Raw genomic sequence first — 18,718 nt, 5'->3', positions numbered from 1 at the left:
TTGCAATCGTTTTTTTCTTTCTCTAGTCAGATGGATTGCGGCGCTTCAAGATGGCGGCGGTCAACGATGCGGACCGCTTTCCCTTCTGAGCGCGGGAGCGTTTTCGGCGAATGGAGACGGACGTCAATCGAAATGAGACAGTGCGTTTTCAACAATGACTGAATGCGCCGGGCAAGCAGAGCAGCCTGCTCGCTTTGCAAATCTCCGCCGACCTCGCTGTAAAAACGATCGGTCACTTCCGCATGCAGCTCGAGCGCTTCCAAATGACCGTGGCGGAGACGATGCAGCTGATAGTGCGGAGCCAGTTCCGAGACGCGAAGCAGATGATGCTCAATTTCCGATGGAAACACATTGACGCCGCGGATGATGATCATGTCGTCAACCCGCCCTTTGACCCGCGACATGCGCGCCGTCGTCCGCCCGCAAATACACCGTTCCCTCGTCACAGAAGCGATATCCCCTGTTCGGTAGCGGATGACTGGAAACGCTTCTTTCGTCAAGCTCGTAAACACAAGCTCTCCTTCTTCCCCTTCGGCCACCGGTTCAAGCGTTTTCGGATTGATGACCTCCACCAAGAAGTGATCCTCGGCGATATGGAGCCCGTTTTGCGCTTCATGACACTCCATCGCCACCCCTGGGCCGATCACTTCACTTAGTCCGTAAATGTCGCATGCCTTCATATCAAATGTCTCTTCGAGCGTGCGCCGCATTTCCTCGGACCACGGCTCCGCACCGAAGATTCCATATTTCAACGACGTTTGCCGGGGATCTTTGCCCAGTTCTTTCATCCGCTCGGCGATGTTTAACACATAAGACGGTGTGGCGCAAATGACGGTCGGCTGAAAATCTTCAATGATCATCACTTGTCGGTCGGTGTTGCCCCCGGATACCGGCACGGTCACCGCCCCGAGCCGCTCGCTGCCATAATGCAATCCAAGGCCGCCGGTAAACAGCCCGTATCCGTAGGCGTTGTGAATGACATCCCCCGGTTTTCCGCCAGCGATGACAATCGCCCGCGCCACAATGTCAGCCCAATGGTCAATGTCTCTCTTTGTATAGGCGACGACCGTCGGCTTCCCGCTTGTGCCGCTTGATGCATGCACACGGACGCATTGGGAAAGATCCACCGCAAGCAAGCCAAACGGATAATGATCCCGCAAATCCCGCTTTGTCGTAAACGGGAGTTTGCGCACATCCTCAAGCGTGCGAATATCGTCCGGCTTCACTCCGCATTCATCGAACCGTTGCCGATAAAACGGCACCTGCTCATACACGCGCGCCGCCGTCGCCCGCAGCCGCTCAAGCTGGAGAGCCTCAAGCTCGCTGCGCGCAGCCGTTTCGATATCATGCAAAATCATCGTTTCCGCCCCCTCTATTAAAACGCTTTCAAATAATGTTAAATATATAACGTTATATAAACGTTATATATTTAAACTATTATATTTAATTTTAAAATAGGTGAAATATTTTAAAATGTCAATACTCTTTTTTGAGGGCCAAGAAGAGGGCGGATGGCAGTTTGGGCTTTTAGATGGTTTCTTATTATAGGAAAGTTTGGAAAATAAAAAAGAAGGCAGCTCTCATGCTGATGGAGCACCGCCTTCCTTGATCCTATTTCGCCTAAATTTTCATAATCCCCCCCGTGCTCGCCGAGGTGACGTGTTTCGAGTAGCGGGCGAGATAGCCGGTTTTCACTTTCGGTTCAAAGCCATTCCAGTTCGCTTTCCGGCGTTCGAGCTCTTCATCGGGCAATTTGACGTTAATTGTCCGTTTCACTGTATCGATTTCGATGATGTCGCCGTCTTGGATGAACGCGATCGGTCCGCCTTCGGCCGCTTCCGGTGAAACGTGGCCGACGGATAGGCCGCGCGAGGCGCCGGAGAAGCGGCCGTCGGTGACAAGCGCCACTTTGGTGCCGAGCCCCATGCCGACGATTTGCGACGTCGGCGCCAGCATTTCCGGCATCCCTGGGCCGCCTTTTGGCCCTTCGTAGCGGATGACGACAACATGTCCCGGCTTGATTTTGCCGCTGGCGATGCCCTCGAGCGCTTCCTCCTGGGAGTCAAAGACGATCGCGGGCCCTTCATGGCGCGTGATGCCGCCTTGGACCGCCCCGGTTTTAATGACGGCGCCGTCCGGCGCCAGGTTGCCGAACAAAATGGCGAGCCCGCCCGTTTCCGAATACGGGTTGTCAATCGGCCGGATGACCTCATAGTTTTTCACTTCGCAGCCGGCGATATTTTCCCCGAGCGTTTTGCCCGTGACGGTGAGCGTGTCAAGATGCAGCGTGCCTTCTTTTTTCGCCAGCTCGTTCAACACGGCCGAGACGCCGCCCGCTTCATGCAAGTCTTCGATGTAATGAATGTCGGACGCGGGCGCGAGTTTCGCCAAATGCGGCACGCGCGATGCCACTTCGTTGATGCGCTCAAGCGAGTAGTCGATGCCGGCTTCGTTGGCGATCGCAAGCGTATGCAGCACCGTATTCGTCGAGCCGCCAAGCGCCATATCGAGCGCGAACGCGTTGTCGATCGCTTTTTCCGTCACGATATCGCGCGGTTTGATGTCATGTTCAATCAAATACATGAGCTGTTTCGCCGACTGGCGGACAAGCTCTTTGCGCGCTGGGTCAACCGCCAAAATGGTGCCGTTGCCTGGCAAAGCGAGCCCGAGCGCTTCAGCGAGACAGTTCATGGAGTTGGCCGTAAACATGCCCGAGCACGATCCGCACGTCGGACAGCCGTACCGTTCGAGTTCTTCAAGCCCTTTCTCATCGAGCGTTCCGCCTAAATACGCCCCGACGCCTTCAAATACAGATGACAGTGAAATTTTCCGCCCATCCTTCGTTACGCCGGCTTTCATCGGCCCCCCGCTGACGAAAATCGTCGGAATGTTGAGCCGCATCGCCGCCATCATCATCCCTGGCGTAATTTTGTCGCAGTTCGGAATGCACACCATGCCGTCAAACCAATGCGCCGAGATAACCGTTTCGATCGAATCGGCGATGATTTCCCGGCTCGGCAGCGAATAGCGCATCCCGATATGGCCCATCGCAATACCGTCGTCAACGCCGATCGTGTTCATTTCAAACGGCACGCCGCCCGCTTCGCGAATCGCTTCCTTGACGATTTTCCCAAACTCTTGCAAATGGACGTGCCCGGGAATAATGTCAATGTAGGAGTTGACGACCGCAATAAACGGTTTGTCAAAGTCTTCTTCTTTTACGCCCGCCGCCCGCAACAAGCTTCGGTGCGGAGCGCGGTCGAATCCTTTTTTGATCATGTCGCTGCGCCGTTTTTTCATCATCGGTCCCTCCATCATGCGGTTTGATTGATTGCTAGTATTGTACCACTTTTTCTAATAGAAAGACAATTACCTTTATTCTGAATGCGTTTTCATGATCTGCTCTGCGAAAACGAGTCAGAAAAATCAGCCGCTCCTCTTGACAACCGGAGCATTTGGCGTCATAATTTCTTACAAATTATAAATCGCAAGTCTATCCTTGACAATGAAACAATGAGAACGGCACGGGACTAGTAAACCGAGGGAACGCGCCAGAGAGTGGAACCCACAGGCTGGAAGGTTCCTCGCGGGAAGCCGGTTGAACCTGCCCTAGACGGCCGCTTATGCAAACATAAGCCGCACGCCTGCGTTACAGGCTCGAGGGGGCGCTTTAGGCGCCAAAAAAGGTGGTACCGCGGAACGCTTTTCCGTCCTTTTGCAAAAAAGGAGGAAAAGCGTTTTTTATTGGCCTGCCGCTTCGCAGGACGGCTAGGCAATCCAACTCATGCCATTCAACCCGCAAAGGAGGGAAGAACGCGATGAAACGGCAGCGCGTGGTGGTCAAAATCGGCAGCAGCTCGCTCACCGATCCGAAAGGCGGCCTTTGCCATGACAAGCTGTTCGATCACGTTGAGGCGATCGCTTATCTCAAACAGCTCGGCCATGACGTCATTCTCATCACGTCCGGGGCGGTCGCCGCCGGGTTCGGGCCGCTCGGCTACCCGGCGCGGCCGACGACGATCGCCGGCAAACAGGCCGCAGCTGCCGTCGGGCAAAGCTTGCTCATGCAGGCGTACAGCTCGGCATTCGCCCGCTTTGGCTTCACGACCGCCCAATTGTTGTTGACGCGCAGCGACTTTTACAGCCGCGAACGGTTTCGCAACTTGTTCGCCACGATCACCACACTGCTTGAGAACGGCGCCGTGCCGATCATTAATGAAAACGACTCCGTTTCCATCGAGGAATTGACATTTGGCGACAATGACATGCTTTCGGCGCTTGTCGCCGGCTTTTTGCACGCCGATGCGCTCATTTTGCTTACCGACATTAACGGGCTGTATGACGCCAACCCGAAAACGAATCCACAGGCGAAAAAATATGCCTTTTTGCCGGAAATCACCGATGAGATGATCGAAGCCGCCGGCGGCATCGGTTCAGCCGTTGGCACCGGCGGGATGCGCTCGAAGCTTCTCGCGGCTCGAAAAGCACTCTCGTTTGGCGTCAGCGTGTTCATCGGCGCAGGGAGCGGCAAAGAAAAACTGGCTGATATTTTAGCTGGGAAAGGAGACGGCACGTACATCGGCGCTCCGTTGCCGAAACAAATGCAAATGCGCAAACAATGGATTGCTTATCATGCTCCTGTCGCCGGCACGATCACGGTCGACAGCGGGGCTGAGGAAGCGTTGCTTATGCGTGGGAAAAGTTTGCTTCCCGCCGGCGTCACAGCTGTTTCCGGCGATTTTCACGCCATGGATGTCGTGGATGTCGTCAATGAAAAAGGAATCACGATCGGACGCGGCCAAGTGTATTATGCCGCTGCCGATTTAGAGAAAGTGAAAGGACTTCCGAGCGAGGAAGCTCGGCAATATTCCTACCTTCACCGCCCGGAAGTCATTCACCGCGACAATTGGGTCACGTTGCGAAAGGAGAGTGTATCGAAATGAGTGAACTGCTCAAAAAAGCCGAACGGTTGAAAACCGCCTCACAAACGCTCGCCATGCTGTCAGTGGAGGAAAAAAATGCAGCGTTGGAACAGATCGCCCAAACCCTTGACCGCGAACGCGCCTTCATTTTGCAAGAAAACGAGAAAGATATGGCCCAAGGGTGCAAACAAGGGCTGTCACCGGCTTTGCTTGACCGGCTCCAACTCACAAATGAACGCCTGGACCAAATCATCGACGGCGTCCGCCAAGTCGCCTCGCTTCCTGACCCGGTCGGAGAAATCATCGCAGAGTGGACGCGGCCGAACGGGCTTCGCATCCAAACGGTGCGCGTGCCGCTTGGGGTCATTGGCATGGTGTACGAAGCGCGCCCGAACGTCACGGTCGATGCGGCGAGTCTTTGCTTGAAAACGGGCAACGCCGTCCTGCTTCGCGGCAGCACATCAGCGCTTCATTCGAACAAAGCGCTCGTTCGCGTCATGAAAGAGGCGCTCCGCACGACGACCGTTCCGGAAACGGCGATTGAACTGCTCGAAGACACAAGCAGGGAAACGGCCCAGCACATGTTTCGCCTGAACGAGTATTTGGACGTTCTCATCCCGCGCGGCGGCGCCGGGCTCATCCGCTCGGTCGTCGAAAACGCCACCGTGCCCGTGCTTGAAACCGGCGTCGGCAACTGCCATATGTTCATCGACGAATCAGCCGAGCGGCAAATGGCGATCAACATCGTCCTAAACGCCAAATTGCAGCGTCCGTCCGTCTGCAACGCCATCGAAACGGTGCTCATTCATGAGCGTTGGCCATATGCCGACGACTTGCTTGAGGCGCTGCACGCCCGCGGCGTTGAGCTGCGCGGCGACGACCGCCTCGCGTCATCGCACCCGTTCATCAAACCGGCGACAGAAGACGACTGGCACGCGGAATATTTGGCGCCGATTTTAGCGGTTAAGCTCGTCGCTGATGTCGATGAGGCGATTGCCCATATCCGCCGCTACGGGACGAAGCACTCGGAAGCGATCATCACCGAAAACGAAGCGAACGTCCGCCGCTTTTTCCAGGCGGTCGACGCGGCGGTCTTGTACCATAACGCCTCCACCCGCTTCACGGACGGCGAACAGTTCGGCTACGGAGCGGAAATCGGCATCAGCACGCAAAAGCTGCACGCCCGCGGTCCGATGGGGCTTGTCGCCATTACGACAACGAAATCGCTCGTGTACGGGACGGGGCAAATTCGGGAGTCATAACGATGGCTGCAACGAAGACGGCTTCCTTTTTCACTAAGTTTCTAAAGCATAAAACGATCCGGACCCAACGCATGGCTTCCGGATCGTTTTCTTATTTTTCCATTTCCACAAACACCCAATAGCGGCTGCCGATAAAGTTCACCGCCATCCCGGCGATTGTCGCCGCCAGTTTCGCCAGCCAGAGCGATGCAAACCGTTCCGCGGCCAGCAAAACGGCAAGCGATGCACCGAACGACAGCCCGTTGACGACAAGAAAGCGCAAAACTTCCTTTATATTGGCTTTCCGTTTGACTTGAAACGTCCAACGCCGATTCCAAATGTAGCTGTTCGCCATCCCGGCGCCGTAGGCAACGGCTTGGGCAACCGCCGCCTTAGCGCCTGCAGCAGTCAACAAAAAAAAGACGGCGAAGTCCACCGCGGTATTGCTCACCCCAACGAGGCCAAACCGCCATACGGCTTGTTTTTCTTTACGGAATATACGAAGGCTTTCGTTCATGTTTCGTTCCGACTCCCCACGTTTCGTTGACAATATAGAGCGGACGCTCTTTCACTTCATCGTAAATCCGGCCGATATATTCGCCAATCGCGCCGAGCATGAGCAGTGTCACCCCGTTGCCAAGCAGCATGACCATCAACAATGACGCCCAGCCAGCGACCGTTGAATGAGCAAACCATTTAAGATAAAGGACAACGAACATCCCCACCACACTGGCCGCCGACAACAAAAATCCAAGCCAACTGGCCAGCTTCAGCGGCTTGTATGAAAACGAGGTGATGCCATCAAGCGAAAACCGAATCATCTTTTTGAGCGGGTATTTCGTCTCGCCGGCGAAACGCGGCTCCCGTTCGTATTCAACCGCCGTCTGCCGGAAGCCGATCCAACTTACCAGCCCCCGAACAAACCGGCTCCGCTCTCTCATATAGCGTAACTGATCACACACCTTCCGGTCAATAAGGCGAAAATCGCCTGTATCGACCGGAATGTCGATTTCGGTCGCCGCCCGCAGCAATCGGTAAAACACGTAAGCCGTCCATCTTTTGAACACCGTCTCGCCCTTCCGCTTGACGCGCCGGGCATACACCACTTCATACCCTTCCTTCCAGCGCTCGATCATCTCTAACATGAGCTCAGGAGGATCTTGCAAATCGGCATCGATCACGATGATGGCTTGACCCGAGGCATAGTCCATCCCCGCAGTAATAGCGATTTGGTGGCCGAAATTGCGGGAAAAGTCAATGTACTTCACGGTGTCATCCTTTACAGCCAATTCCCTTAAGATCTCCAGCGTCTCATCCGTGCTGCCGTCGTTAATGAACAACAATTCATACGGTTCGTACGTTTGCTCCATCACCGTTTTCAGCCGTCGGTACGTCTCGCGGATGACCAGCGCCTCATTATATACAGGGATAATAACAGAATACGTCACCATTCATGTCCCCTCCTTCGTTCGCTTCTTGCATTGTTCTGCAAAAGGACAGCTCACACATGCCTCTATCCTGACACCCCGAAAAAAGAGAGCGATGCAAACCACATCGTTTTGCACCATCGTGCTCAACGCGCCACTTTTCGCGTGCGGCGTCCCATGATTTCGCGAAAAACCGCATGGCGCTCCCGTGACAAGTGGAAAAACGCGATAACGTGCATTCGCCAACATACTCGAGCACCGGATGGCTAGCCGTTGTACACGTACAGCGTCATTCCTCCGCGGCCCATGCCGCCAAAGGTCTCGCTTTGCCCCCCGCCCCATTGTGACGACGGTACTTCTTGACAATGCGTTTTGATCCATTGCACCAGCTCATTGTCGCCCCGTCCCTCTCCAGAGAGAAGGAAATACTTCACTTCGCCGTTTTGGACCATCTTCTCCAGCTTCGCGGGGGTCAACACTGGATCGGTTCCCCCAAATCCCCCCATCGCCATCACCGCGCGGTCGGTATGAAGCATCAACTGCGCCGCCTCAGTGGCTCGAATGGTCGCAGCCAAGTATTTGGTTTTTCCAGCGTGTTGCTCTAAATAAGCCACTAAAGCGACCAATGAATGGCGGCCTCCAAGCTCAGTCCCTTCATCCGAGCGCACATCCCTTTGCCCTTGCCGCCAGCGCCCGTCCTGCCCCGCCGGCATCCCTGCGGTCGGCATGGCCCCTCCTTCCCGACGCAAATCGGGCCCTGCATATGGAATCGTGCTGTTTGTTCCGTACAACACAGGCGTCAGTGACCAATACGCCGGCAGCACAAGCAAGCCAAACAACCCAGCCGCATAGATGATCCGCCGCCAACGCTCGCGCCCTTCCATCGCCAACCAGAGGCAAACGACCGCCAGTCCGTAAAATCCGACCGCCATCGGCCACACAGCTGGCAATGACTCGTGATATTGCCAAGCCATCCATGTGTCAAACGCATAAGTAGCCAAAAGAGCCGTCGGAAACAGCCATGTCATTCGACCTTCACCGGTTCCAAACGAAGCGAGCATCGTTCCTCCAGCTCCCACCAACACCGCAATCGCCGGAGCCAGCATGCTTAAATAGTAACGATGGTAAAAACCGGCGATGCTGAAAAACACCATCATCGGCCCAAGCCAAGCGAGCCAAAAGAGCAAGAAACGATGAAACGATGTCATTGGGCGGCGGCGCCATACATCAGCCACCCATCCGACAGCGACCACCATCACAAACGGCAGCAGCCAACTCGCTTGTCCGGCTAAAGGAAGCTGGAACAGCCGCAAAACGCCCGGATCGCCAATCTCGCCGCGGCCGATGCCGCCCATGCCGCCTCCCGAAGCAGAAAGAGGGGCGCCTGGCGCTCCGAACATCGAAGGCGGCGCTCCTTCTGAAAGAAATGCGCCATTGTCTCCACCGTTTGGCAGTGCAGTGATGCCGCTCGTTTCCGTCGACCTCTCTCTCCCATTCAAATCCGCCCCCATCCTGCCGCCCGGTCCGGCCTCCCCCGTCAGCCGTTCAATGCCGTTGTAGCCAAGGGCCAGCTCCAACACCGAATTGGTTTTGCTGCCGCCAATGTACGGGCGTTTATCGGCCGGAATCAAAGCGACAGCGGCGGCATACGAAAGGGAAACGGCAAGCAGCACGACTGTGGCCATCGTCAAATGGCCCGTCCGTTTTTTCCACGATGTTTTCGCCGCCATCCAATAGAACAAATAAAACGCCGGCAGCACCATGTACGCCTGCAGCATTTTCATATTAAACCCCACCCCAACAACCGCAAAGCTGCCGATCAGCCATGCGAGCCGCTTGGTCATGACGGCCTTCATCAACATCCAAACCGCGACAAGCAGTGTAAACACCAATACGGCGTCAATGTTGTTCGTACGCGCCACGGCCACAAACACCGGCGTGCAGGAAAACACGAAGCTTGCCCAGCGCGCCGCTATCCGCCCCGCCCACGGCTTGACGATCACGTACATCATCCACGTCGAGGCAACCCCCGCCAACGCTTCCGGAAGAAGCACGCTAAAATCGCTCACTCCGAACACTTTCACACTCAACGCCTGCAGCCAAAGCGCGGCCGGAGGCTTATCAACGGTAATGAATCCCTCCGGATCAAGCGCGGCGAAGAAAAACGCCTTCCAACTTGCGGCCATGCTTTTCGCCGCCGCCGTATAATACACATTGGAACCGCTGTTTCCAATTTGATAGAAGTGCAAAAAAGCTGACCAAGCCATGATCGCAGCAATCCATCCATCCCATTTCCATTGTATTTTCTTCATCGACTCTCCCTTTCCGTCATGTTCTTCGTCTCCTACCGTTACGTTACCCCGTGTTGGTGAAAGTTTGGTGAAAAAATCGAGCGAATGGACAAGGTTTTCATTTCGCTGACCGCAGACGTGTGCTATGATAAAAGGCGAAGGGAGGTGAATCTTGTGGAAGGAGCCACCATCGTGCAACAAATTTTAAAGGCGCTCGACTTGCATTGCGGAAAAATTCAACAACAAATGAAGGAAATGGAAGATCGGCTGCGCACCGAAATCCAAGATACAGAAAGCCGACTGCGTGCTGAAATTCAAGACACGGAAAACCGACTGCGTGCTGAAATTCAAGACACGGAAAACCGACTGCGCGCTGAAATTCAAGACACGGAAAACCGACTGCGCGCTGAAATCCAAGATACAGAAAATCGGCTGTATGCCCAAATTCGCGAGACGGAAGACCGGTTGCACCAAAAACTCTCGGATCTAGAAAAACGCACCGACGCTCGGTTTGAGCGCTTGGAAACGAAAATGAACTATTGGCGCCTTGAATGGTCGGAAACACAGGAAACCGTCGACTTCCTCGCCCGCAAAACCCTCCAACATGAACGAAAACTCCGTTCCCGGGCTGGACAAAACGAAATCTCCTAAAAACGAAAAAAGCCAAACCGGCCGCCCGCGCTTTCCTGCTTGACGGTTGGTTTGGCTTCTATCTTCTGTTGTTTGAACAGGCGCCTGCTTGGATGAATGATCGCGATGTCGAGAGGAAGCAAGCGCTTTTCTTTTTATTCCGCCCTCTGCTGTGTTGCGATGTCCACGCGTGAAAACGCCTCTTTCATCACCTCATACGACTGCTTCAGCCGCTCGTGGTAGCGCGGCGCTTCCCACACCGGCCACGCATACTCATAAAACTGCTCTGCTGGCAGCACGGCCCCGTTCATCGCCGGGAAAGAAAACGAATCGTCTCCATCCTCGACGTACAAACCAAGGCGAATGCCTTCAATCATGACACGGCTGTTGAGCCCGCCTTTCGACCACATGTCGCCCATCACCTCGCGCCGGCTCGGATCGGTCACGTTCAAAAGCGCCCATGGCAGGCGGATTTCATACATATCGCCATCGCGGCTTACACTAATATCGGTGAGCGAATTGTACGCCGCATCGTCGGGGTTGGCCGTGCCAAACCGCAACACCCCGGTTTCATATGAGTCGAACGGCACAGCCTTGCCGCGGGCTTCTTCCAATTTTTTGTTCAACGTCAGGCGAATCGGGTGGTAGACGCCGTTATCTTTCCGATTGGCGTACGGCGCCGCCGGCATCATATGCAGCTCTTTTCCGTAATGAAAGGAAAACGTGTCGTAGTAGCTGTCGACAAGCAGACGGGCGCTCTGTTTTCCATGAATGACTAAGGCAAAGTCGATTCCCGCTGTCCGGACGCCAGAAAGGCCTGGCAGGCGCGATTGCCCTTGATTCGGAATCGTATCAAACGCCATGTAGACCGTCGTCCGATCGGTGATGCACCCGCTGTCAAGCCGCACGTACAAATACCCTTCATCGCTTGTGACGTACAGCGCCCGCTTGCCCTCTGTCCAAACCGGCCGGATTCCATTGAACGTCCAATCGTCTTTCCGCCCGTCGACCTTGATCATCGCGGCCGCGCTTGAACGTGGCTCAAACCGAAGCAGCCCAAAATGTTGTTCGTTCGTCTGCGCATTCAGCCAAAACGGACGCCGGTTCGGGTTGTCGTACTCCATCGTGTTCCACGTCCGCTTGAACCATTCATCCTGCCAGGAAAACAACAGCCCTCCCGCCATCCGCTCATGGACGATGTCCTCAAACAGCTCCCGGTCGATCGTTCCTTGCTCCTGTTCCGACAAAAACCCCTGATTTTTCCCGTGCACATTTCGATGCGCCATGCCGCGCGAAGAAGGAACGCCAAATTCAGCGACCAAAATCGGCATCCGGTGCGCCGCCTTCATGTCATGCAAGTAGGCGGCATAGCTGTTGCGCTCGCCGCGTTGGTCAACATAGCTGACGTATTTTTCCTCACGGTTGAAAAAATCCGGATAATACGGATAAATGTGATATGATGCAAACAACCCGGCCTGCAGCTCGTGAGTGGCGTACATGACATTGGGGTTGACGGAAACAAAATCTTCTTTCACAAATGGTTCGGCCGGATGGCGGAGGAGATCGGTCGTCACCCAATTCGTAAAACTGACCGGCCGCTGCCAGCCGTATGTCTCCGTTTCATACGCCACCGCTTCGTCGATCACGCGGGCCAGCCATGCCTCAAACGGGCTCACCCCTTTCGTGTACACGTATTTGCCGCGGTAGTCGCCCTGCTTCGGGTGTTTTTCGTTCGTCGCCGCCACGACTTCCGGATCCCACTCGACGCCGAAAATCCAGCCGAGAACATACGGGGAAAGGTCGTATCGGTACACCCCGCCGGCATGACCTGGCCGTTTTGGAATGCGGGCCTTGCCATGAACGAGGTCAATCGTGCGGCGGATGTCGGTGCGAAACGCTTCGTTCACTTCGGGCGCCCACACATCCTTCGTCCGCAGCATCGCCCCTTCATCGATCCAGACGCCATGGAACAAATAGAGCGGCTGCTCGGCAGTCTGATTGTACTCATACAGCGCCTCATAAAACGCCGGCGGATGGATCGTATAGACGCGGATAGCGTTTGCGCCCATCGCCCCGATGTACTGCAGCCAGCGGAAATATTCTTCCTTCGTAATCTTCGCCTCTCCCGGAAACGCGCCGGGTTTGCTGATGCCGAGGTTGACGCCTTTGATCAGCAGCCGCTCCCACCGTCCATTGCGATATACTTGAAGATAGTCGCGCCCGACCGTTCCCGCCAAGCGGACCCCTTCCTGCTTGGCTGTTTGAACTTGGACTTGCAGCTTTCCTTTCTTTTTGTATCCCTCTATTTCGCGCAAAATCACTTTCATCATCGGAACGTACGCCTTCCAGTAAAAGGCCGCGCCGTTGTCTGGTCGGTGATCCGACGTCCATTTGCGCCACACGTCAAATCCAACGGTCCGGGAAACAGCCGGCGGTTCCCCTTGATCAGCGTAATCGCCGCAAAAGTAATACGACTGATACGTCTTTGTCTCATAGCGGACAACGGCCGGAAAGGAAAACGGCAGCCCGATCGCCCGCAGCTTCTCTTTCCCGCGCTCAGACAGCGACAGCGTGTACGTTGCGAGCACCATGCGCTCATCAAGCGGCTTGACGATGTCAAACCAATACGAATACGATGTGCGCATCTTGCCGCCCCAACGGGCTTCCCCCGCTTTTGTGGAGGAAAACATGACGCCACCGCCGCCAAGGTCGCGCCGATCGAGGACAAGAAGCCGATCCGACTCATCGACCAACACCATACCCGGCCCGCGGAACGAAAACGGCTTTCCGTATTGCGCTTTATAGTTTTCTTTCACCCACACCGGCACTTCCCGGCTTCTCAAGTCAGAAAAATAACGGCCGATCCAGCCGGTCCACTCAAGGCCGAACAGCTGGGCAAACGAGGCGCGCACTTCGTTTTCTGTCGGATGGGCCATCGAATTGAACTCAGCGATCAACGTTTTCCCGCCTTGGCGGGCAAACCGCCAAAGCGACTCCATCTCCTGCCGCTCAAGCCCGCCGTACACTTTCGCCGACCGCGCGCCGTCTGTTTGCTTGCGGACGAACTCTTCCTCATATACCCCGTATGTGTCGGCGATATAGACCGCATCGTACCTCGCCATCTCCTTTGGCAGCGGCCGCACCTCATACGCTCCATCCTTTTTCGGCGCAAACCCGGCGTAATCGCGTGCAGCTTCGTATCGCTCTCCGTTATAATGGACATATTTTTGTTGATTCAAAAGCCAAACGAGCCCCTGGTGCTCGCGGTACGACCGGTCCGGCACCGTTTTGTCGACAATAAGCAAATCGAGCTTCGCTTCTGGTTTCAGCCACCAAAGCCAATACGGCGCGGAAAGAAGCAACACGACAAGGACAAGATATACATAAAGCCAACGGAATGCCCGTTTCTCCATCTCCCCACTCCCCCCGTTCCCTCCTTATTTCCCTTATAACAGAAGGAAAGATTGTCCAGCAAGAACGAGCGGGCATGGCAGTAAATTTCCCTTTGCGATTCATCGCCCTTCAAATCATAGCAAAAAAAGCAAGCCCCTTGCCAGGAGCTTGCCCGCCCGCCAACATGCCTCCTTAGCGATTCGGCTCATACACGTCCCACGTCCATTTGATGGAATCGACGATTTGTTTCGCCGCCTGTTCCGCTTCCAATTCGTTGATCACAACGCGGGAATGATGAAGCGCATAGGCCGATTGACGTTGGAAAAAGAGCTGTTCGACTTCTTCCAACGTTTTGTTTTTCAACACTGGGCGGCTGTCGACAATGAGCGGCAGCCGCTCTTCCTTCCAATGCTCCCACGACAAGTCAAGGAAAAAGACGATGCCGTGGGCCAGACAGACGCGCCGCACGTCTTCCTGCAAATACGCGCCGCCGCCGAGCGAAAGGATTTTCAACCTCGTATTCGTGCATAAATCGACGATCAGTTCCCGCTCGATCTGTCGAAAATACGCTTCCCCTTTTTGCGCGAACATCTCCGGAATCGACATCCCGTGCCGCCGCTCGATTTCCGCATCGACATCGATAAAGTCGCGGTATAGCTTCTTTGCCACGAGCTGCCCGATCGTTGTTTTCCCCGCTCCCATAAAGCCGATCAAAATGATGTTCCGCTCGCGGAGCGGGATGGCGGTTTGCCTCTCCACGTTGCTTCACCTCTTTTTACTCTCTCTTTCCGGAAGACTGGCGGATAACGAGCTCCGGATGCAAAATCGTCCGTTTCGGCTCGCCGTCATCCCCTTTCATGCGTTCGTGCAATCGCCGCGCTGCGCACGCACCGATCTTTTCTGGGAATGCAGCCACCGTCGTTAGCGGCGGTTGAAACAGCCCGGATTCTTGAATGTTGTCAAAGCCGACGACCGCAATGTCACGCCCCGGAACGATCCCTTCCTCTTTTAAGCCAAGCATTGCGCCGAACGCGACGACATCGTTGTAACAAAAGAGCGCTGTCGGCGGGTTTGGTTGCTGCAGCACGCGTTTGGCCGCCATTCGCCCGCCTTGCCTTGTCGTTGCGGATGGCACAAGCAGCGTGTCATCCACTTCAATGCCTGCTGTGCGCAAGGCGTCGCCGTATCCTGCCCGGCGCGCCTTCCATACGGACGACTGCGGAGAGCCGCCGATAAAGGCGATGCGCCGATGGCCGCGTTCGAGCAAATGCTCGACTGCCATCCGCCCGCCGGCCACATTGTCAATCCCAATATAATCAAACAACCCGGGCGGAAGCTCTTCGCGGGCGAACAATACGACGGGGATGTCCCATTGCCGAAGCCGCTCGAGCATCTCGGTTGAACATCCTGGAACCGGGCTCATGATCACACCGCCAACCCGATGCTCCAACATCGTCGACAACAAGGCGTCTTGCTTTTCCGGCCGGTCAAACGTCGTGCCTAAAATGACCGTATATCCTTCCTGATCGAGCGCCTCATGGACGCCAACGAGCAATTCGGAAAAAAACGGGTTGTCAAGTTCGGTGATAATAAGACCAACTGTCGACGAACGCTGCGAACGCAAATTGGCCGCCACGCGGTCATAGACATAACCAAGCTCTTTCATCGCTTGGAGCACTTTTTTTCGCGTTTCTTTCGAAATATTCGGACTCCCGCGGACGACAAGAGAGGCGGTCGCCCGCGACACGCCGGCGTGTTTGGCGACTTGTTCGAGCGTCACGCGGGAACGCTTTTTATCTGACACCGTTCGAATCACCTGCTTTACCGTCGCTTTCACCTATCAAAAGTATAAAGGCTGGCGGCAAGCAGTGTCAATGCAAGGCGTGGGCTGCCGGGAAAACAAACTTCGAAACAAAAAAACCCGGCAGCCTCGCACAAGGCAAGGAGCCGGGAAGGCGGCAAGCCGCCGCCGTTCGTTCATTCATATGATCTCGTTTTCTCGCAGCCGCTCAATGTCTTCCTTGGACATGCCAAGCATCGTTTGCAAAATCTCTTCGGTATGCTCGCCTAAATCCGGAGCAGTGCAACGGATGGCGCCTGGCGTTTTTTCGAATTTCGGCACAATGCCGGGCATTTTAATTTTGCCAAGGCGTGGATGGGCGACTTCGATGATATTTTCCCTCGCTTGGTAATGCGGGTGTTCAAAAATATCTTTAATGCTCAAAATCGGGCTGACCGGCACGCCATGCTCATCCAAAATGCGGAGCAATTCATCGCGCGCCTTCGTGCGGATCCAGTCGGCGACGATGCCGTTTGTCTCTTCATGATGGGCGAGCCGCCGTTCGTTTGTGCAAAATTTCTCATCCGTCAACAGATCTTCCCGCCCCATCGCTTTCGCCAGCCGCTCGAACGTCGAATCGGTGCTTGTGACGAGCACAACCCAATGCCCGTCTTTCGTCATAAACGTGCCCGCCGGGCTCGAATGGCCGGACAATCCCGGCGACCGCTCGCGCACTTTGCCCAATTGGTCATATTCCGCCACCAAAAACTCCATCATGCGGAACACCGATTCGTAAAGACCGATATCGACCATCTGCCCTTCGCCATTCGGATGGACATCGCGGTGGTAAATGGCCGTCACCGCCGCAAACGCCACATAAATGCCGGTAATGTAATCCGTCAACGAAAACGATGGGCTGACCGGCGGACGATCCGGATACCCTTGCAAATACGTAAACCCACTGAACGCCGTCGCCGGTGTGCCGAATCCGGCTTTCTCGCGAAACGGACCCGTTTGCCCGTAGCCCGAGACGCGAATCATCACCAACCTCGGATTGATCCGCTTCAGCTCTTCATATCCGCCTCCCCATTTTTCGAGCGTGCCGGGACGGAAATTTTCAATGACAATATCGACGTGGCGGACGAGCCGTTTGAAAATGTTCATTCCTTCTTCTTTGCGCAAATCCAACGTGAGCGACCGTTTATTGCGCGCCAGCCCCGGCCAGCGAAGCGGCTCCCCATCCTTGAACGGCCCGACATGGCGGAGCGTATCCCCTTTTCCTGGCAATTCCACCTTGATGACATCGGCGCCAAAATCACCGAGCAAAACCGCGCCAAACGGCGCCGCGATCATTGTCGACACATCGAGCACTTTGACGCCTTCCAGCGGCAAACGCGCCATGACACTCTCCTCCCCCATTTCGATTTATTGTCCGTATGTCATGATGACCGACAACGCGGTCCGGACGTCTTCAATCGGAATTTGCCCCGGCGCCGAGCTTTGCCGTCCGACTGCAAAGGTGACGGCAGAGCCGAACAATCCGCCTGCCAGGCGGGTGATGGCGCCCAATGCCCCCATCGACATCGTGATCAGCGGGATGTCCACCTCTTTTCGCGCTTCTTCCGTCGCCTGCAGCAGCGTGAGCACATCCCCCCGCGTTTTCGGCATCACAGCTGCTTTCGCGATGTCGGCGCCGCATTGTTCCGCTTGGCGCATTTTCGCGACAAGCTCTTCCTTCGATGGCGTATGATCAAAATTGTGGTAAGACAACACGAGGCGCACTCCATAGCGGCGCGTCAGCTCCCGGACGATCGGGATGCGCGGCCCATGGGCAAGCTCGTAATCAAGCAAATCGATCGCCCCGCTTTCACAGACGGTTTCAAACAGCCGAATCTTTTCCTCTTCCGTCAACGAAATCGGCTGCCCGCCTTCCTGTTCGGAACGAACCGTAAACAAAATCGGGATGTCTCCAGCAATCGCCCGCATCTTTCTCGATGTGGCCGCCACTTCCTGTTCGTCCCGAATCGCCTCGAAAAAGTCCGCCCTCCATTCAATGAGATGCGGCTTTTTCTCCGTGATTTGCCTTGTTTCCTCCAACACTTGCTTCGCGTCCGCTCCGACGACCGGGGCGCAAATGCACGGTTCGTCTCCCCCGATCAATATGCTGCGCACACGGACAGCGCGCTTTGCAATCGCCATATGCTCTCCCCCTTATGGTCGATAACCTAGTTTTTCGGAAATGGCTTGTGCTCCTTCTTTTACGAGCCTCTCGAATTGTTCCATCACTTCCCGTGTAAACCGATGCGCCGGCCCGGAAACGGACAAGCAGGCGCCCACTTCCCCGCGGATGTCGAAAATGGGCGCCGCAACGGCTGCAGAGCCGACTTCCCGCTCATCGACGCTGGATGCCACACCGCGCTCGCGAATCGCCTCAAGCTCCGCCGTCAGACGATCCAATCGTTCCTTTGTCGGCACTTGCGCAAAAATCCGCTCTTGAACTTCGGGCGATTGATAGGCCAACAATACTTTTCCCCCCGCCCCCGCCCAAAGCGGCAGCCGCTCGCCGATTCTCACCATATGGCGCAGCGCTTGAAGCCCTTCGCACTGTTCGATGCAAACGCGGGCGTCTTGTTCGAGCACATACAAATTCACCGTCTCCCGCGTCTCGTCGCGCAGCCGCTCCATCACCGGCCGCGCGATTTCCCGCACTTCCATCGATTTGCCGGCAATGTATCCTAAATAGTACAACCCTTGTCCAAGACGATACTTTAACGTCTCCGGATCTTTGACGATAAGGCGGTTTTGCTCCAGCGTGGCGAGCAGGCGCGTCGTCGTCGATTTGGCGAGCGAAATCTTTTTCGCAATTTCCGTGAGTGATAGCTCTTGTTCCTCGAGGGTAAAACAATACAAGATGTCAATGGCCCGCTGCACCGTGCGCAAGCCGGCTTCGTGCTTTTTTTCTTCCTTCACCTGTTTGTCCCCCCTTCCTTATGTTCCGTTCAACGGAATTTTATTTCTTTCAGTGGAACCTTAC

14 protein-coding genes are annotated in these 18,718 nt (G+C 55.4%); 3 read left to right on the top strand and 11 right to left on the bottom strand.

The features are described from left to right. Positions 1–26: 26 nt before the first annotated feature. Both paaK and ilvD read right to left on the bottom strand, forming a co-directional pair. The gene (paaK, locus tag B9L19_RS08705; RefSeq protein WP_047752959.1) at positions 27–1,358 is read right to left on the bottom strand and encodes a phenylacetate--CoA ligase PaaK; all 1,332 of its coding nucleotides are present in this window, start codon (positions 1,356–1,358) and stop codon (positions 27–29) included. Between the two features lie 262 nt (positions 1,359–1,620). Next, positions 1,621–3,300 carry a dihydroxy-acid dehydratase gene (ilvD, locus tag B9L19_RS08700; protein WP_025950504.1) on the bottom strand — a complete coding sequence of 560 codons (1,680 nt, stop codon included), beginning with the start codon at positions 3,298–3,300 and terminating at the stop codon, positions 1,621–1,623. Between the two features lie 518 nt (positions 3,301–3,818). Here ilvD and proB point away from each other — a divergent pair. Both proB and B9L19_RS08685 read left to right on the top strand, forming a co-directional pair. Next, complete coding sequence (gene proB, locus B9L19_RS08690; protein WP_025950505.1) at positions 3,819–4,943, top strand: glutamate 5-kinase; 1,125 nt, start codon at positions 3,819–3,821, stop codon at positions 4,941–4,943. Next, positions 4,940–6,184 (top strand): glutamate-5-semialdehyde dehydrogenase, encoded by a 1,245-nt coding sequence (locus B9L19_RS08685; protein ID WP_047752958.1) that lies wholly within the window; start codon positions 4,940–4,942, stop codon positions 6,182–6,184. The genes proB and B9L19_RS08685 overlap by 4 nt, the downstream gene beginning before the upstream one ends. A gap of 91 nt (positions 6,185–6,275) precedes the next feature. On the opposite strand, the gene B9L19_RS08680 is transcribed toward B9L19_RS08685, so the two are convergent. The 3 genes from B9L19_RS08680 to B9L19_RS08670 form a co-directional block, all read right to left on the bottom strand. Then, a complete protein-coding gene (locus B9L19_RS08680; RefSeq protein ID WP_014196089.1) occupies positions 6,276–6,680 on the bottom strand; it encodes a GtrA family protein in 405 nt (134 codons plus the stop codon). Beyond that, positions 6,652–7,614 (bottom strand): glycosyltransferase family 2 protein, encoded by a 963-nt coding sequence (locus tag B9L19_RS08675; protein ID WP_025950508.1) that lies wholly within the window; start codon positions 7,612–7,614, stop codon positions 6,652–6,654. Before B9L19_RS08675 ends, B9L19_RS08680 begins: the two co-directional genes overlap by 29 nt. Before the next feature lie 242 nt (positions 7,615–7,856). Beyond that, positions 7,857–9,902 (bottom strand): glycosyltransferase family 39 protein, encoded by a 2,046-nt coding sequence (locus B9L19_RS08670; RefSeq protein ID WP_025950509.1) that lies wholly within the window; start codon positions 9,900–9,902, stop codon positions 7,857–7,859. 153 nt (positions 9,903–10,055) lie between these two features. Here B9L19_RS08670 and B9L19_RS08665 point away from each other — a divergent pair, with 153 nt between their 5' ends. Continuing rightward, a complete protein-coding gene (locus tag B9L19_RS08665) occupies positions 10,056–10,532 on the top strand; it encodes a hypothetical protein (RefSeq protein ID WP_047752957.1) in 477 nt (158 codons plus the stop codon). A gap of 134 nt (positions 10,533–10,666) precedes the next feature. On the opposite strand, the gene B9L19_RS08660 is transcribed toward B9L19_RS08665, so the two are convergent. The 6 genes from B9L19_RS08660 to B9L19_RS08635 all read right to left on the bottom strand — a co-directional run bounded on the left by B9L19_RS08660 (position 10,667) and on the right by B9L19_RS08635 (position 18,654). Beyond that, positions 10,667–13,924: a hypothetical protein gene (locus tag B9L19_RS08660; protein ID WP_047752956.1), complete on the bottom strand. Its 3,258-nt coding sequence runs from the start codon at positions 13,922–13,924 to the stop codon at positions 10,667–10,669. Positions 13,925–14,096: 172 nt separating this feature from the next. After that, positions 14,097–14,663: a shikimate kinase gene (locus B9L19_RS08655; RefSeq protein ID WP_025950512.1), complete on the bottom strand. Its 567-nt coding sequence runs from the start codon at positions 14,661–14,663 to the stop codon at positions 14,097–14,099. 16 nt (positions 14,664–14,679) lie between these two features. Next, on the bottom strand, positions 14,680–15,708 hold the full coding sequence (locus B9L19_RS08650; RefSeq protein ID WP_025950513.1) for a LacI family DNA-binding transcriptional regulator: 1,029 nt from the start codon (positions 15,706–15,708) through the stop codon (positions 14,680–14,682). Positions 15,709–15,885: 177 nt separating this feature from the next. Further along, a complete protein-coding gene (locus B9L19_RS08645) occupies positions 15,886–17,085 on the bottom strand; it encodes a CaiB/BaiF CoA transferase family protein (protein WP_047752954.1) in 1,200 nt (399 codons plus the stop codon). Between the two features lie 24 nt (positions 17,086–17,109). Then, on the bottom strand, positions 17,110–17,883 hold the full coding sequence (aroD, locus tag B9L19_RS08640; protein WP_047752953.1) for a type I 3-dehydroquinate dehydratase: 774 nt from the start codon (positions 17,881–17,883) through the stop codon (positions 17,110–17,112). A 12-nt stretch (positions 17,884–17,895) separates the two neighbouring features. After that, positions 17,896–18,654 carry an IclR family transcriptional regulator gene (locus B9L19_RS08635; protein WP_025950516.1) on the bottom strand — a complete coding sequence of 253 codons (759 nt, stop codon included), beginning with the start codon at positions 18,652–18,654 and terminating at the stop codon, positions 17,896–17,898. Positions 18,655–18,718 lie beyond the last annotated feature (64 nt).

This window comes from Geobacillus thermocatenulatus, assembly GCF_002217655.1.
Lineage (GTDB): Bacteria > Bacillota > Bacilli > Bacillales > Anoxybacillaceae > Geobacillus > Geobacillus thermocatenulatus.
Note: the sequence above shows the minus strand (reverse complement) of the source record. Positions and strands in the feature narration are given on the sequence as shown.

Bases quoted from the DNA above. Each gene is read 5' to 3' on its own strand.
- paaK (WP_047752959.1), bottom strand. From the start codon at position 1,358: ATGATTTTGCATGATATCGAAACGGCTGCGCGCAGCGAGCTTGAGGCT.
- ilvD (WP_025950504.1), bottom strand. From the start codon at position 3,300: ATGAAAAAACGGCGCAGCGACATGATCAAAAAAGGATTCGACCGCGCT.
- proB (WP_025950505.1), top strand. From the start codon at position 3,819: ATGAAACGGCAGCGCGTGGTGGTCAAAATCGGCAGCAGCTCGCTCACC.
- B9L19_RS08685 (WP_047752958.1), top strand. From the start codon at position 4,940: ATGAGTGAACTGCTCAAAAAAGCCGAACGGTTGAAAACCGCCTCACAA.
- B9L19_RS08680 (WP_014196089.1), bottom strand. From the start codon at position 6,680: ATGAACGAAAGCCTTCGTATATTCCGTAAAGAAAAACAAGCCGTATGG.
- B9L19_RS08675 (WP_025950508.1), bottom strand. From the start codon at position 7,614: ATGGTGACGTATTCTGTTATTATCCCTGTATATAATGAGGCGCTGGTC.
- B9L19_RS08670 (WP_025950509.1), bottom strand. From the start codon at position 9,902: ATGAAGAAAATACAATGGAAATGGGATGGATGGATTGCTGCGATCATG.
- B9L19_RS08660 (WP_047752956.1), bottom strand. From the start codon at position 13,924: ATGGAGAAACGGGCATTCCGTTGGCTTTATGTATATCTTGTCCTTGTC.
- B9L19_RS08645 (WP_047752954.1), bottom strand. From the start codon at position 17,085: ATGGCGCGTTTGCCGCTGGAAGGCGTCAAAGTGCTCGATGTGTCGACA.
- aroD (WP_047752953.1), bottom strand. From the start codon at position 17,883: ATGGCGATTGCAAAGCGCGCTGTCCGTGTGCGCAGCATATTGATCGGG.